This window comes from Bradyrhizobium sp. USDA 4516, from assembly GCF_054055915.1.
Genome location: NZ_JBSRXT010000001.1, coordinates 702,519 through 716,638, shown reverse-complemented (window position 1 = coordinate 716,638; position 14,120 = coordinate 702,519). Strand labels below are relative to the sequence as shown.

Below are 14,120 nucleotides of genomic sequence, written 5' to 3'. Positions count from 1 at the left end.
CGCAGGACGGCCCCGTCTTGACGCTGCATTGGCCATGTATCGTTCTGTACGGCCAATTTGCCGACCACTTCAAGAATTTCGTACCCTTGCCCTCCCTCTTGCCGTGAAGATCCGGATTGTCCTGTTGCGCGACGGACGCATAGAAGGCGTCCATGTCGATGTGGATGATCTTACGCTGGCGGCTCGGGGAAGCTGCCCGGTCGTCATCGTCGTCGATGGTCACGCCGCTAGCCCGGCCGTGTCTTCCTTGACGCCGCGGGCGACGATCCGGAGCGTTCCGTCGGCAAGCGGCCGCTGCAGCTTCAGGGCCTCGTCCAGAGGGGCCGTCATCCAGGTCTCGACTTCGTCCGGCGTCGTCAGGATCACCGGCATCGCCTTGGGGTGAATGGCGCCGACCTCTGCGTTCGGCAGCGTTGTGAGGAACGCGAAGAGGTCGTTGGTCGTCTCTCCTTCCTTGACCTTCCGGACAGACGTCCAGTTGGTCCAGATGCCGGCGAAGCAGGCAAGGGGACGGCTCTCGTCGAGCGCGAACCAGATGTCGCCGCCCTTGGCCTTGTTGAACTCGCTGAACGAGTTGAATGGCACCACACAGCGATTTTCGACGCCGAGCCAGCGGACCCAATGTTTGCTCTTGACGTTGCGGATGTTGGTCATGCCGCCGTCCGGCTCCATGCGCAGCAATTCCTTGAAATCCACTGCGTTGCCCTTGGCCTGCAGCTTTTCGGCTCGTTTCTTCGTGGCGTCCATCAGCGCCTTCGACGACGACGGCATCCCCCATCGCGCCGTAGCGAGTTCGCGGCCCTCGGCCCCGTTGCGCACGATCGGCGCCTTGTAATCGGGAAAAACCCCGGCATTGGCGCCAGATTTCCAACGTATCGGTTCACGACGCGGAACAGCGCGCTGATCGCGGCTTGGTTGGTCGTGATCGAATAAAGATTGCACATCGGTCAGGATTCGGTTCGAGGGTGGCGCGGCTGCCACGTCAACTGTAGCAGAGTCGCGGATGGACGCCGGCCCGCCTTGGTGGGCGGGTGCTTCATCGCCGCGAGATCCACGTCGCTCGGCGTCTTGCAGCGCGCGCACCTGATCTCCAGCCAAGGGAAGCCTCCGTTCATGGCCTGATCGATTGTCGGCGACGGATCGATCGGTTCGCCATCACTCCACATCCGCTCGTTCCAGCTGCAGCCTGTCGGCTTGCTGGATCATCGCCTCGCCTTTGGCCCGCATCTCCGCCGATTGGGTAGCCAGGATGTTAGCCATCGCGCGTGCCTTGCCGAGCTCTTTCGCCAGAGCCTTGCGATCGCCGCCCGACAGGGGCGTCGGGTGATACTTCGGGGCCATCCAGACATCCAGGCGCAAAGCGATCCGATCGGCAAATCCAGAGCGACACCTAGGGCGTCTCGAACGCTGGCCAGCACCCGTCTTCTTCATGCCTGCCGGTGCGCTGCTGGCAGGTGTTGTCGAGCAACCGCTGCGCCACGTCCTTCCAGACTGCGTTGGCGCCATACAAGCGGACGGCATCGGCCGTCTGGATTTCCACGGTCCGCTCGCAGCGGCGGCAGGAGACGCGCAGGACGTGGGCCTTAATTTCCGAAAGGCGTCGCTGTCGGGCCTGGGCCACGGTCGCGCCGGCTCGAGGGTCTTTGAGGACCGCTTCCCAATATTCGGCCGGGAGCGGGGCATCTGGACCCGCAGCGGACGGCGCTCGTCTACGGTCGGCTTCAGCGGCCAGTTTTTCCATCTGTTTCGGGGTCGGCATGCGCCAGCTCGCGGGTCGGTCGGTCATGCCGAACTAGAACATAACAAGAACAAATGTCGAGTCCGACTAGGTAGCTGGAGGAAAAATCCTCCCCTCGGACGTGTCGCGATGTCGGAACCAAGCCGCGTCGTTCGTCTTGAATCCGGTAATAGTATCGGAGTTCCCCGGCATGGCCCCCCGCGCTAACTGGAAAGGCTTCCTGCGTCTTTCCCTCGTCACCTGTCCGGTCGCGCTCTATCCAGCCACCTCGGAATCCGAAAAGGTCTCGTTCAACCAGCTGAACCGAAAGACCGGCCATCGGATCAAGTACGCCAAGGTCGACGCCGACACCGGCGAGGAAGTCGACAACGAGGACATCGTCAAGGGCTACAAGGTTGATACCGATACCTTCATCGAGGTGACCAAGGAGGAGCTTGAGAACGTCGCGTTGGAATCGACGCGAACCATCGAGATCGACGAGTTCGTCGACCGCAGCGAAATCGATCCGCGATATCTCATTCGCCCCTACTACCTGCGTCCCGACGGTAAAGTCGGGCACGATGCTTTCGCCGTCATTCGGGAAACCATCCGCGAGATGAACAAGGTTGCAATCGGCCGCGTGGTGCTGACCAATCGCGAGCACATCATCGCGCTCGAGCCTCTCGACAAGGGGCTGATGGGCACGCTGCTGCGTTACCCCTACGAAGTCCGTTCGGCTGATGAGTATTTCGACGATATCCAGGATGTCAAAGTTACCAAGGACATGCTCGATCTCGCCAAGCACATCGTCAATCAGAAGGCGGGCCATTTCGAGCCGGACAAGTTCGAAGACCAGTACGAGACTGCGCTCATCGATCTCATCAACCAGAAGCGCGCCGGCAAACCCATCACTGCGAAAGCGCGTCCCCGAGGTGAGAACGTCGTGGACCTGATGGACGCGCTGCGTAAGAGCATCGGAAGAGACGCAGCGGCCGCGACGGAGGCACCGAAGAAGCCAGCCAAGAAGCCACGCAAGGCGGCGGCTGGGCAGAAGGAAATGCTGATGCCGATTACCGGCAGGAAAGCGGCAAAGGAGGGCGCCGCGAAAAAGCCGGCCGCAAAGCCGCAGCGAAAGTCGGCTTAGGTGTCGTGAAGCATCCGGTGACGCCGGACGGACACTAATTCGTGGTTCGCGGCAGGCTCTGGCGGATGGCAAATCCCAATCTCGACGGGGTCAAGCGAGATCATCTCGTCGGCCGTCTAATGGCGGCCGGACGGGCGGTGCGCGACGCCAGGAAGGCGGCCGACCGCGAGGCCGAAGTAACGGCGCATAGGACCGTAGACGAGGCTAAGCAGGCGCTCGGCGAGCGCGGTCCGGTATGGTGGGACGACGGCTCGCCGGCTCTCGATTGCTCTGCAAAGTAGGAGCGATATGGCTGCGGTGAAAAAGACTTCCGGGAGATCGACCTTGAGCGCGGGCATTCTCGCATACCGCAAGGGCGCTCGTGGGCTCGAGGTACTGCTGGTTCATCCTGGCGGTCCGTTCTGGCGCAACAAGGATGATGGCGCCTGGTCCATTCCTAAGGGCGAAATCGATCCCAATGATGCTCCGGAGAACGTCGCTCGACGCGAATTTGCCGAAGAACTCGGCCCAAGCGCGTCAATTGGTTCACTCCAGGCGCTGGGGCAAGTCCGGCAGCGAGGAGGCAAGCGCGTCATCGCATTCGCCGGTGAGGGCCACTTTGATCCGGCAGCGCTAACCAGCAATACCTTCGATATCGAATGGCCGCCCCGAAGCCGTCGACGGCAGAGCTTTCCCGAAGTCGACCGCGCGGAATGGTTTGATATCGAGCTCGCGCGGACCAACATGCTGTCCGCTCAGGTAGAGTTCCTCGATCGTCTTTTGGCAATCGCGATTGAGAGCGCCGGGAAATAATGTTCAGGATTGGAATCATTTCGGACACGCACGGCCTGTTGAGGCCCGAGGCGGAACGAGGCCTGACGGGCGTCGATCACATCATCCATGCCGGCGACATCGGGCGCCCCGAGATCGTCGACGCGCTTCGCCGGATCGCGCCAGTCACGGCCATTCGTGGAAACGTGGATGGTGGCCAGTGGGCTCGCGACTACCCCGACACGAACCTTGTGCGCCTGGCGGGAAAGTCGATCTACGTTCTGCACGACTTGAAGACGCTGAAGGCCGATCCCGGTGGCGGCATCGACGTCATCGTCTCCGGGCATTCCCACGTGCCGAAGATCGACACGGTCGGTCGCATTCTCTACCTGAATCCCGGCAGCGCGGGACCTCGGCGTTTCAAGCTGCCGATCACGTTTGCGACGCTCGAACTCACGCCTGACGGCATGCGACCGGAAATCCACGACCTTGGAGGCGACTGTGTGCCCACTGCGGAGGGCCGGAGGAGGCGAGTGCGTCAATCCTTCCGATTGCCGGGTTACGCCCCCGGGGGAAGCGCTATTTGCGCGGACGTTCTCGCTCGCGGACGACCTCCTTCGCCCGCTTGTCGGACCTGAGCCCACGGTAGACGGGCTGGCGCAGTTCGCCCTTACTCGTCCACTCCGCAAATTTGACCTCGGCAACCAACGAGGGTTTGACCCAGGTCGTGGCGGCCTCGTCCTTCACTTTGGCAGGGAAGGGTGATTTAGCGGTCGTCAGCTTCACGAGCTTGGCATGGAGGTCTTCCAGGACCTTGTGGCTGATGCCAGTGCCGACATGTCCGATGTAGCGCCATGCGTCGTCTTCCCGCACGGCGAGGACCAGGGCGCCGAAGTATGGCCTGGTGCGCTTGGGCGCCGTGAAGCCCGCGATCACCACTTCCTGCCGCTTTGCTGTCTTGATCTTCAGCCAATCCGCCGTCCGGCTTCCGGAGGCATAGGCGCTGTCGGCGCGCTTCGCCATGATGCCTTCCAGACCCTTCCGCTCGGCCTCGGTGAAAAATTTCGTACCGTTCGCTTTGCGGTGACGGCTGAAGGCGATCAGCCGGTGACGCGGCAAAATCGCTTTCAGCCGCTCCTTGCGCTCGAGAAGAGGCTGTTTGCGCAAGTCAATTGCGTTCTGAAACATGAGATCGAAGGCGCAATACAGGAGCTTCGCTTCATGGCGCAGCGCGTTCTGCAGCAGCTGGAAATGCGAAACGCCGTCCTTTCCGATTGCCACGAGCTCGCCATCGATCACGGCGTCGCCCTTCACGCCCTCCAGCGCTTTGGCGACCTCGATATAGCTGCGGCTGATGATCTTGCCGTTGCGGCTGTAGAGCGCAACCTTACCCCGGCGGATTTCCGCGATCATCCGGAAGCCATCGTACTTATCCTCGAAAACCCAGTCGGGGTCGTCGAACGGCGCGTCGGTGAGCGTCGCCAGCATCGGCTGTAGGCGTTTGGGGAGGGTCGACGTCCGGCTCATTTAAGGGCCAATCCTTCAGAGCGTGTTGCGTAATGCTCGGACGGCACCTTCTCGCTTGAGGTGGCCGGGGCCGGTCCGATGAAGCCGGGGAAAAGCGCCTCAACACCGATAGCCGGCTTTTTACGCTGAAACGCCACTGAAGAACTCCACGCTGCAGCCAATTCAAATTGGCACAGTTCGAATCGTTCCGGAACCTGCGAATCCCTGTCGCGTTTGCTTCGATGTCACAGCAGGGACTACCGATGGCGGTAGCGAAGAAGAGCAAGACGGCGCGCGGACGAAAACAGGACCGGGCGCGGGTGGCTGGTGGGCGAACTACGAAGTGCAGCACGAGGCAAAGAAGACTGGAAAGTCGGCGCCCGCGGTGAAAAAAGCAGTCAAGAAGGTCGCCAATTCGCGCAAGCGTGTAGAGAAACGGCTGGGCCGCTGAGTCGGAGAAGGGTCGGCGTCGGGGCTAGCGCCGGTCCTCCTCGTCAGGGAGGCATTCTGGGCAGGTATCACCAATCGAGTCCAGCACGTCGCGAACCGCGGCCTCCGCTGCTTGACGGGATACGCCATCCGGCAGGTCTCGACGGGCGATATCGAAGGCCCGCTCTCGGGCATGCGGATCAGCGCGGTCCTGTATCCAACCGTGCTCCTCGCACTCGCGGATGGCGCCGGCTTCGTTCAGCACGTTGATCGCCCAACCGCGCAGGGTGCGGATCGCCGGCCGTCTCTGCTTGGTCATCAGCATTGAAAGGTTCTCCCACGCTGAGACGAATCGTTTAGCCCCGCAGACGTTCCCCATCGCTAACACACGACTGGGATTCTGGAGTGGGATCTCGTGGTCCGTCGAAGGCCGAATTTTCCGCGCGGCCGCGGCTTCGATCCCTCGCGCCAGAGCTTTGGTGCTCCTCGCCCAGGGCACTCAGGCTCGCCTGCGGCGATCGCTATCACTGCCCCGTTCCCGGGTGCCGTTGAACCGGTCTCGTCGCTGCACTCGGACCTGCGTGCCCCTTCGGATCGCTATGCTCACGCTCTCCGGGTGCCATTTTCCGTTGAGGCGATGCGCCCATGGGCACACGTCTGATCGGGCCTGGGTCCCAGGTAGATGGCGCTAGAGGCTGAAAGTAAGAGTGCAGGCTGGGCTTTTTCGTGGCGGGTTACAAGCTGCGAGAGAGGCTCGTGGCGCCCGTCGCGGAGACCCGCGATGTCGAACCCTACTGCTTGCGCGCGCGTCGCCCAAAACCGGGCGAACCTCTATACCGAAATCACCGACAGGATTATTGCCGAGCTTGATGCCGGACGCGTTCCCTGGGTTCAGCCCTGGGTACGGCCGCCGCGAAAGCGCCGTTGGCTATGCCAAAAAATGCGTCGACCAACCGACAATACAGCGGCGTTAACATACTCTGGGGCGCCGTGATTGAACGCGGATTTGCCGGTCAAAGTTGGCTCACCTTCCGTCAGGCGCTCTCGCTTGGCGGCCACGTTCGAAAAAGGGAGCGCGGCACCACTGTTGTCTACGCGGATCGTTTCGTACCACGAAAAGCGACGCGCCGCCGAGACCGGCGAAGATGCGCAAGCAATTCCATTCCTCAAACGATTTACCGTTTCCCAAGACAACAATTAGGCTTGTTGTCACGCGGTCCGAGCCGCCGCATGGGAACTGGCGTCAACGATTCCTACGACCGTTGCCGGCATCGCCGCCGTGCTCCAGTACGCGAACGAGATGGAAGATGAGGGCGACGAGTGGCCCGACACCGACACCATTGGCCCGGATGGCTGGCATTACCAACTGAAGCAGATGATCGCCCGTGCGGCAGTCAACTTAGGAGCAGTATAAAGGTCCCAGAAAAAGACGCCGCCGGTCTCACAAATACACGCCCGGCGGCGTTTTCTTCCTGAACTGGGACACTGAAATCCCCAGCCTCAAGTGTGCTGCACGACCAATGCCACAGGGGAATGTTGACACCAGCAACAAGTGGCAGCGCCCGGGTTCAATTCAATGCTTCCGTGGTTTCAGTTGCCCAACCCCGACTGCGGGAGATTGAAATGCGGCCGCGATGCGCCAGCGTCGGGGCAATTCTCATTTGCGGGCGACGCTGCAGCCGACCTAGCGAGGCATCATAACTGCTACCGCTTTTGCTACCCAACCAAACAAAACAGGGTGGCACAGTAACGTGTCGCCCTTTCGTTTTGTCCTGATTTTTCAGTACTAAGCCGAACGCGCCGACACTGGGGGGGACGGGGGGCCAGAATTTCAAGACCGGTGCCTTAAACCACTCGGCCACCCTTCCAAACCAACAATTTCAAGCGGTTAGCGGCAGGTTCGGAGAGAACGAACCGCGAAATTGGCACCGATTGATACCCTAACGCGCCAGCGCCGCGTTGATCGCCGCCGCGTTGCCGTCGTCGTCGTTCCTAAATAAGTGGGCGTAGACACGCAAGGTGATGTCCGGCTTGGCGAAGTCGACGACCTCGCCCCAATCGAGCCTAATATCTACACTCGGCCGATCTTGCCGCAAGCGATGACTTCAGGTGCGCCGAGATGTCGTACCAACCCAATCCGGCAGGTCGGCGAGCTTCAGCCGGCCATTGTGATGGTGGCAGGCGACGTAGATGACCAGCAACCGTCTTTAAGCCGGCGTTGCGGTTAATGGGACCCGGTCCGGAAGCGGAGGAAGTGAGCGGGCTTGCGGCGCTAGGGGCATGCCTCGATCATCGCGCCGATCGCGTGCCGAGTGAATCCGCTAGGCATTGGCCGGCCGATCACCAGTGATCGGTCAATCTTCAGTTCTGTTGTTGTTGGGGCCTAAGCGCCTTAATATTTCGTCGACGGAAGAGCGAAGACCCCGAATCTCCTCGGCCAGTCCGGCGTTCGGTTTTTCCGACTCCGCTTTTGCCAACTGCAGCTGACTCGCTAGATTTCTGGCATCTTGAACAGCGGCGTCCAAAGCTGTGTGCAGCGATGATCCTTCCTGTGTTCGGGATCGTTCATCCTGACGCGCTCTTTCTAGTTGTTCATTCCCGAACACGTAGAAAACAAGCAGCGCAACACAGATCAGAATGGGTGGCGCTAGCACAAAGATAACATCGCCGGTGGGGCTGCTCATGGCTCGTACCTCAACAGCCAAAGCCTGCCGATTGCCCAGCAACCAAATCCAGACACGGCCACGACAAATACAAATAAGGAAACCAGGCCTTTATCGATCATAGTTTTCTGTGAGGTATTCAGAACGATTGCAAAAATCGGCGTAAACACACCCGTGGTGATCATGCCTATGCCAACACCGTTGCAGAATGCGGCGATCAACTTTCTCAGCTCATTCCGCACTGCTTTGTCACTAATCATTTACGCCTCCAAAATTGTGGCGATCAACGTCGTCGCGGAGGCCCTCATGCAATGTCCCCCGGCTATCATCGAGGCCACTATCCGTTCGGCGTGAATTTGCCCGAAACTATCGTCTTGCCGTCGCTTGTAGGCTCAACCGAATATTCGGACGAGAAATCAAACGTCCGGCTTTCGCCAATCATGACATAGAGCACTGCAGCACAAGTCACACCTTTGCCGATGGTACCGCGCTCGCGGAACGAATCCGCGTCAAATGTGAGCGGGGTTCGCGCCAAGAGAGAACGCCAGCCACATAGGAAAGCGCCACGATCACCTTTGTAGAGCCGTCCATAAGAATATCCCTTAAAAGTAAGGGCGTAGCGTACCGCAACCTAGGCGAGCGGGGAAGCTAGGTGAGGCCGTCTGCCGGTCCGGGTTTCTACGGTGGACAACCCTCGACGAGCGTCACCCTTGCTGCCCAAATATTTGGGGCGGCTCAGCATTTTTGCTCTCCAGCGGAATTCCGCGCCGCGCGGAGCAACGCAAATGGCTGTTTCTCGGAAGTCGCTATCGGAAGACACCGCACAACGAGTTCTTTGACGCTCTTCGGGCGGGGCGCACGCTCATTTGCGGCGGCAAGATTGGTCATCCTCGTCGATCTCATTGGTCGAGTGTCGAAGAGGCATGATCAAAACGCTCGCGATTCTACGCGTCAGGGAATGCCTGCGAGATTTGGTCGCGCTTCTCGGAAACTGGCATCGCGAAGGGGGCGGCGGAGCGATCTTGGCAAGAGTGCCAGCCAAAGTGGTGCCCCCGTTGTGCCCCATCGTTTCCAGGGCACACTCCGAGGGAATTGATACGTTAAGCCATTGAATTTAAATGAATAATGGTGGACGCACAAGGGATCGAACCTTGGACCTCTCCCGTGTGAAGGGAACGCTCTCCCGCTGAGCTATGCGTCCGGGATGTGACGTGCCAAAGGCCGCTGGTCGGCGGCCGGTCGATTAAGGCGCTTCGTCAGAGCGTGCGATTTACGAAGTGCCGGGTAGGGGTGTCAAGCCAAACCCTGCGGGAATCAGGCGCCTTGCTGGCGGGCGCGGGAGGCGTGTGACTGCAGCGCCCGGATGCGCTCGGCGAGCGTGCCGCCGCCCTCGGGTAACCCGCTGCCCGGCGAGACGCCGTTGGCGGGCTTGGCAGCCGCCTTGGCCGGCACCGTCGGCTCCGCCGCCAGCATGGCCTCGATCGCCGAATTCGGGCCCTCGAGTTGGATCGCGAGCTTGGCCACCTCGGCGGCAATGTCGTTGATGCGCTCGCGCAACAGCGCATTCTCCATCCGCTCGGTCGCCCAGGAGCTCTCGGCCTGCTGCTGGATTGCGTTGATGTCGCGCTGCAGCTTGCCGCGCTCGTCGCTGACGGTGCGCAGCTGCTCCTCGACTTGAGCCTTCTCCTGCCGCAGCTTGTCGAGCGCGGAGGATTTGCCGCCGCCCGCTGCCGCGATCTCCTCGCGCAGCTCCTGCACGGTCCGCTCGGCGGCGGCGTTGGCCTGCTTCAACTGGCCGTTCTCGAATTCGCGCTCGGCAAGCAGCTTGCCCTGGGTCGCAAGCCGCGTCTCGAGGTCGTTGACCCGGTTGCCGAGCATCTCGGCTTCCTTGACCTGGGCGACGAGCTGGCGGTCGAGATCGGTGACGCGCTGGCTCAGATTCTCGACCCGGCCGCGCGCGTCGGTGAGATCGCGCGTTGCAGTTTCCGATTGATTGCGCTCCTGGGCGAGACGGGCTTCGGTTGCCGCGAATTCCCTGGCGGCATCGCCGACCCGGTTCTTCAGCTCCTCGACCTGGGTCCGCACCGCGACCAGTTCGATCTGGCGGCTGTCGGCGGTCATCGCGCGGTCGTTGAGCTCGGCGTTGATCTTGCCGAGCTCGCCCTGCTTGTCGGTCAGCGCCTGCTGGGCGTTGCGCAACAGCTCGGTCTTGGCCGAGAACTCTTCCTCGGTGGCGCGAAGCTGATCCTTCATCGCCTTTTCGCGCGCTTCCAGCGCGAAGATCGCGGCGTTCTTCTCGCCGAGCTCGATCTTCATGCGGTTGATCGCATCGGTCTTCTTGCCGAGTTCGGCGAGCTGGCTCGTGGTCTTGCTCTTGAGCTGGTCGACGCTCATCTCGAGCCGGCGAGCCGACATGGCGAATTCGGCGCGGAGCTGGTCCTTGTCGGCCTGGATCTCGGCCATCGACAGCGGGGTGGCCGCCTCCATGCGGCGCGTGGTCAGCCGCACCGCCCGGTTGTGCACCAGCGGAACGATCATCAGGCCGCACAGCATCGAGATCAGGAAACCGATCGCCGCGTACATGATCGGCTCGATCATGAAGGGTCACTCCAAGAAAAGAAGGAATTTGTTAATCACAATGCCATGGCGGGCCGGCCAAAGGCCAGCCCGATTGCCGCGTTAACCTGAATTGCTAACCGTGCCGGAGCGCCGGCCTCATCGCCCGATCAGGGCTGCGACCTCGCGCTTCGTTCCGATTGAATCGGATCGAGGCTCCAGATTCTGTCCTGACGCGTCTTCTTGATGCGAACCGGCGTCCGCTCGGCTGGAAACGCCCTAGAACGGGTTCCAGGTCGCGCGCGGGGTGAATTTGAGATAGCCGACGCTGGCGCCGAGCCGCAAGCCGATGCCCGAGCGAATCGGGACCAGCACGATGTTATTGGCGGTCAGCGCCGTCATGCCGAAGCCGCCGACGATATAGGCCGAGCCGTCGATGCCGACGAAGCGCTGATAGATCGCCTGGGTCGAAGGCAGGTTGTAGACCAGCGTCATGGTCCTCGCGCCGTCGCCGCCCCAGTCGAAGCCGACCGAGGGACCCTGCCAGTAGACCCTGAGGTCGCCGGCGTTCTTGGTGTAGAGCGTGCCTTCGCCATAGCGCAGCCCGGCCACGAAGGCGCCGGAGCCTTCCTCGCCGAGCACATAACCATTGGGCAGGCCCCACTGGCTGACGGCGCGCTCGATGACCGAGGCGAGTCCGCGCGAGACATTGCCGAAGAACTTGTGTCCGGCATTGACCAATTCGTCGGGCCCGTAAGTATACGGGGTCGGCTCACGCTGTGGCGGCGGATATTGCGGTGGCGGGCCCTGCTGCGCGGACGCCCCTGCGCTCCAGCACATCAGCGCGGCAAACGCGACCGCGGCAAGGCGTGATGCGAAAGTCATTAAGAACCCCTGCTATCGAAATCCGGGCGCTGCCCTTTAACCTGATGCCAACAGGCACGGCTCTAGGTTGCGCCCGGTGTCCCCTCGACTCGGATGTTATCGGTATCAACTATGACGGCACAACGGCAGGAAAGATATGGATCGTGCCGGGGGATGGCGTTTTTCGGCCTGTTGGCGGGCATTTTGGCGGCCATCTGGCCGTCCTTGCCTGTTCAGGCCACCACAACCGAGCGCGTGGTGACGAACCGCTACTCCGGATTGGCGATCGAGGGATTCGATCCCGTCGCCTATTTCACCGATGCCGCCGCCACCCAGGGGCGGCCGGAATTCGAGGCCGCGGAGAACGGCGTGGTCTGGCGTTTCCGCAACGAGGGCAACCGCGCTTCGTTCGTGGCGCATCCCGAAATCTATGGCCCGCAATTCGGCGGTTACGATCCGACCGATCTGGTGCGGGGCGTCACCTGCGCGGGCAATCCGCGATTCTGGGCCGTCGTCGGGAACAGGCTTTATCTGTTCAACCGGGAACGCAGCCGTGACGCGTTCGCCGCCGATCCCGCGCGCTTTTTGAAGGAAGCCGCGGCGCGTTGGCCGGAGCTGGAAGACAATCTCGCGCAGTGATCACGGCGCCGCGGCCGGGTCGCCCCAGGCGATGAATTCCGGCACCAGGAAGTCTTCGCGGCCGAGCCCGAAATGCAATGGGCTTCCCTTCGAATCGGTGACCTTGCCGCCGGCCGCTACGACGACCGCGTGACCTGCCGCAACATCCCACTCCGATGTCGGCGACAGGCGGGGATAGATATCGACTTCGCCCTCGGCGACACGGCCGAATTTGACCGCCGAGCCCAGCACGGCGCGGACCGCGTTGCCGCGCGCGTCGATGAAGGCTTCGGTGCGCGCATCGCCATGCGAGCGGCTCACTGCCACCGTCCATGGCGCGCCGCGCGGCGGGCAGGGACGGGTCTTGATCGGCACCGCCTGCGAAACCGCGCCGCCCTGCAGCGTCAGTCGCTCCGCACCCTTGCCGACGATGCCGCGCCAGATCAGCCCGAGCGCCGGTGCGCCGACGATGCCGAGCAGCGGCACGCCTTGCGTGACCAGCGCCACATTAACGGTGAATTCATTGCGGCCGGCAACGAACTCCTTGGTGCCGTCGAGCGGATCGATCAGGAAGAAACTGTCTTTGTAGGGCGGCGTCGCCAGATGGACGCGCTCCTCGGACAGCAGCGACACCTGCGGCGCGAGCCGCGTCAGCCCTTCGACGATGATGTGGTCGGCGGCGAGATCGGCCTCGGTGACCGGCGACCCATCGTCCTTGCCGGCAACATTCATCGTCGAACGATTGACCGCAAGAATCGCGTCGCCGGCGCGGATCACCAGTTCGGTCAGTGATTCGAGCAGCGTCGCGGCGGCCTCGCAGCCGATCAGGGACGGCTTTGCCTTATTCATGTGCGGGTCTCATGTCAGCGGGTCGCATATCCTGTTTGTGTTCCCTGAGATCATGATGCGATGACGGAGCATCGCATCATGATCTCATCTCCTTGTTTGAGCATGATCTTTTCGGAAAACCGGTTTCCACTTTTCCGGATCATGCTTTATCAGTCCCGCCGCAAGCTGGCAGCATCCGTCTGCGCGGTGTATCAAGCCGACAGGCATGCGTGATTCGCACTCCTCGGTCGGCGTGCGGCTTTCCAGGAAACAATTGATGTCTGGCACTTCGTCTCCCGGTCCCGCTCCCGATGCGCTCGAACTCGCGGCGCTCTTGTGCTCGCGGGTCTGTCACGATCTCATCAGTCCGGTCGGCGCGATCGTCAATGGGCTTGAGGTCCTTGACGACAATCCCAAGCCCGAAGACCGCGACTTCGCGCTCGATCTGATTCGCAAGAGCGCCAAGACCGCTTCGGCGCGGTTGCAGTTCTGCCGGCTGGCGTTCGGCGCGGCCGGTTCCTCCGGCGCGCAGATCGATCTCGGCGATGCCCAGAACATGGCGAAGGGGCATATCGAGGACGGCAAGGTGACGCTGACCTGGAATTTGCCGCGGCTGCTCCTGCCCAAGAACCGGGTCAAGCTGCTCTTGAACATGCTGGTCATCGCGCAGCAGACGATCCCGCGTGGCGGCACGCTCACGATCGATCCGGTCGGCGAAGGCGAGGCGATGAGCTTCCGCATCACGGCTGCGGGCCTCAATGCGCGCGTGCCGCAGAACATCGTCGATCTTCTGAATGCGACCTCGCCGAACACGGTCGATGCGCATGCGGTGCAACCGCACTACACCCGCCTGCTGGCGGAAGCCTGCGGGCTGAAGGTGACGCTCGCGCTCGACGGCGACAAGGTTATCATTGCCGCGTCCTGACCGCGGCCGTGCCGATATCATTAATCAAAGGTTACGACCGGCCGCGCGATTCGATCGCGCGGCCTTATCTCTTTGTTGATCCCGTTCCTTTCCATTTGCTCAACCAAACTTAAACGCTTT

14 protein-coding genes, 1 tRNA gene and 6 pseudogenes are annotated in these 14,120 nt (G+C 61.8%); 8 read left to right on the top strand and 13 right to left on the bottom strand.

The window, feature by feature from the left end; genetic code table 11:
- Positions 1-97: 97 nt before the first annotated feature.
- The 4 genes and pseudogenes from ACVI1L_RS03355 to ACVI1L_RS03340 form a co-directional block, all read right to left on the bottom strand.
- Positions 98-217: pseudogene (locus ACVI1L_RS03355) on the bottom strand (DNA polymerase IV); the annotation flags it as partial.
- A gap of 2 nt (positions 218-219) precedes the next feature.
- Positions 220-944 (bottom strand): annotated as a pseudogene (locus tag ACVI1L_RS03350) (SOS response-associated peptidase).
- Positions 945-947: 3 nt separating this feature from the next.
- Positions 948-1,341 (bottom strand): annotated as a pseudogene (locus tag ACVI1L_RS03345) (hypothetical protein).
- 49 nt (positions 1,342-1,390) lie between these two features.
- Positions 1,391-1,786 (bottom strand): hypothetical protein, encoded by a 396-nt coding sequence (locus ACVI1L_RS03340; protein WP_456782282.1) that lies wholly within the window; start codon positions 1,784-1,786, stop codon positions 1,391-1,393.
- Positions 1,787-1,928: 142 nt separating this feature from the next.
- On the opposite strand from ACVI1L_RS03340, the gene ku reads away from it, so the two are divergent.
- The 4 genes and pseudogenes from ku to ACVI1L_RS03320 form a co-directional block, all read left to right on the top strand.
- Positions 1,929-2,861, top strand: a complete 933-nt coding sequence (ku, locus tag ACVI1L_RS03335; protein ID WP_456782281.1) for a non-homologous end joining protein Ku — start codon at positions 1,929-1,931, stop codon at positions 2,859-2,861.
- 65 nt (positions 2,862-2,926) lie between these two features.
- The gene (locus ACVI1L_RS03330; RefSeq protein WP_456782280.1) at positions 2,927-3,142 is read left to right on the top strand and encodes a hypothetical protein; all 216 of its coding nucleotides are present in this window, start codon (positions 2,927-2,929) and stop codon (positions 3,140-3,142) included.
- Between the two features lie 7 nt (positions 3,143-3,149).
- Positions 3,150-3,653, top strand: coding sequence for an NUDIX domain-containing protein (locus ACVI1L_RS03325; protein WP_456782279.1), 504 nt, complete (start codon positions 3,150-3,152; stop codon positions 3,651-3,653).
- Positions 3,650-4,111 (top strand): annotated as a pseudogene (locus ACVI1L_RS03320) (metallophosphoesterase family protein); the annotation flags it as partial. The gene ACVI1L_RS03325 and the pseudogene ACVI1L_RS03320, both read left to right, overlap by 4 nt.
- 79 nt (positions 4,112-4,190) lie before the next feature.
- Here the strand turns inward: ACVI1L_RS03320 and ligD are convergent.
- Entirely contained in the window at positions 4,191-5,138 is a 948-nt protein-coding gene (gene ligD / locus ACVI1L_RS03315) for a non-homologous end-joining DNA ligase (protein ID WP_456782278.1), read from the bottom strand.
- 242 nt (positions 5,139-5,380) lie between these two features.
- Between ligD and ACVI1L_RS03310 the strand changes: the two are divergent.
- Positions 5,381-5,568: pseudogene (locus tag ACVI1L_RS03310) on the top strand (DUF3606 domain-containing protein).
- Between the two features lie 24 nt (positions 5,569-5,592).
- On the opposite strand, the gene ACVI1L_RS03305 reads toward ACVI1L_RS03310, so the two are convergent.
- Positions 5,593-5,871 carry a hypothetical protein gene (locus tag ACVI1L_RS03305; RefSeq protein WP_456782277.1) on the bottom strand — a complete coding sequence of 93 codons (279 nt, stop codon included), beginning with the start codon at positions 5,869-5,871 and terminating at the stop codon, positions 5,593-5,595.
- Positions 5,872-6,327: 456 nt separating this feature from the next.
- Here ACVI1L_RS03305 and ACVI1L_RS03300 point away from each other — a divergent pair.
- Positions 6,328-6,729, top strand: a pseudogene (locus ACVI1L_RS03300) (ArdC-like ssDNA-binding domain-containing protein); the annotation flags it as partial.
- A gap of 757 nt (positions 6,730-7,486) precedes the next feature.
- Here ACVI1L_RS03300 and ACVI1L_RS03295 read toward each other — a convergent pair.
- The 6 genes from ACVI1L_RS03295 to ACVI1L_RS03270 all read right to left on the bottom strand — a co-directional run bounded on the left by ACVI1L_RS03295 (position 7,487) and on the right by ACVI1L_RS03270 (position 11,650).
- Positions 7,487-7,642 (bottom strand): hypothetical protein, encoded by a 156-nt coding sequence (locus tag ACVI1L_RS03295; RefSeq protein ID WP_456782276.1) that lies wholly within the window; start codon positions 7,640-7,642, stop codon positions 7,487-7,489.
- A gap of 258 nt (positions 7,643-7,900) precedes the next feature.
- A complete protein-coding gene (locus ACVI1L_RS03290; protein ID WP_456782275.1) occupies positions 7,901-8,230 on the bottom strand; it encodes a hypothetical protein in 330 nt (109 codons plus the stop codon).
- Positions 8,227-8,469, bottom strand: coding sequence for a hypothetical protein (locus ACVI1L_RS03285; protein WP_456782274.1), 243 nt, complete (start codon positions 8,467-8,469; stop codon positions 8,227-8,229). Before ACVI1L_RS03285 ends, ACVI1L_RS03290 begins: the two co-directional genes overlap by 4 nt.
- Before the next feature lie 866 nt (positions 8,470-9,335).
- A tRNA-Val gene (locus tag ACVI1L_RS03280) sits at positions 9,336-9,410 on the bottom strand.
- A 113-nt stretch (positions 9,411-9,523) separates the two neighbouring features.
- Positions 9,524-10,807, bottom strand: coding sequence for a hypothetical protein (locus ACVI1L_RS03275; RefSeq protein WP_456782273.1), 1,284 nt, complete (start codon positions 10,805-10,807; stop codon positions 9,524-9,526).
- A gap of 237 nt (positions 10,808-11,044) precedes the next feature.
- Positions 11,045-11,650 carry a DUF1134 domain-containing protein gene (locus ACVI1L_RS03270; RefSeq protein ID WP_016843676.1) on the bottom strand — a complete coding sequence of 202 codons (606 nt, stop codon included), beginning with the start codon at positions 11,648-11,650 and terminating at the stop codon, positions 11,045-11,047.
- A 153-nt stretch (positions 11,651-11,803) separates the two neighbouring features.
- On the opposite strand from ACVI1L_RS03270, the gene ACVI1L_RS03265 reads away from it, so the two are divergent.
- A complete protein-coding gene (locus tag ACVI1L_RS03265; protein WP_076830784.1) occupies positions 11,804-12,268 on the top strand; it encodes a YHS domain-containing (seleno)protein in 465 nt (154 codons plus the stop codon).
- Here ACVI1L_RS03265 and cysQ read toward each other — a convergent pair whose 3' ends face one another.
- The gene (cysQ, locus tag ACVI1L_RS03260) at positions 12,269-13,096 is read right to left on the bottom strand and encodes a 3'(2'),5'-bisphosphate nucleotidase CysQ (protein WP_076830787.1); all 828 of its coding nucleotides are present in this window, start codon (positions 13,094-13,096) and stop codon (positions 12,269-12,271) included.
- Positions 13,097-13,352: 256 nt separating this feature from the next.
- Here cysQ and chpT point away from each other — a divergent pair, with 256 nt between their 5' ends.
- Positions 13,353-14,000 (top strand): histidine phosphotransferase ChpT, encoded by a 648-nt coding sequence (gene chpT / locus ACVI1L_RS03255; RefSeq protein WP_253591253.1) that lies wholly within the window; start codon positions 13,353-13,355, stop codon positions 13,998-14,000.
- The last annotated feature ends 120 nt before the right edge of the window (positions 14,001-14,120 follow it).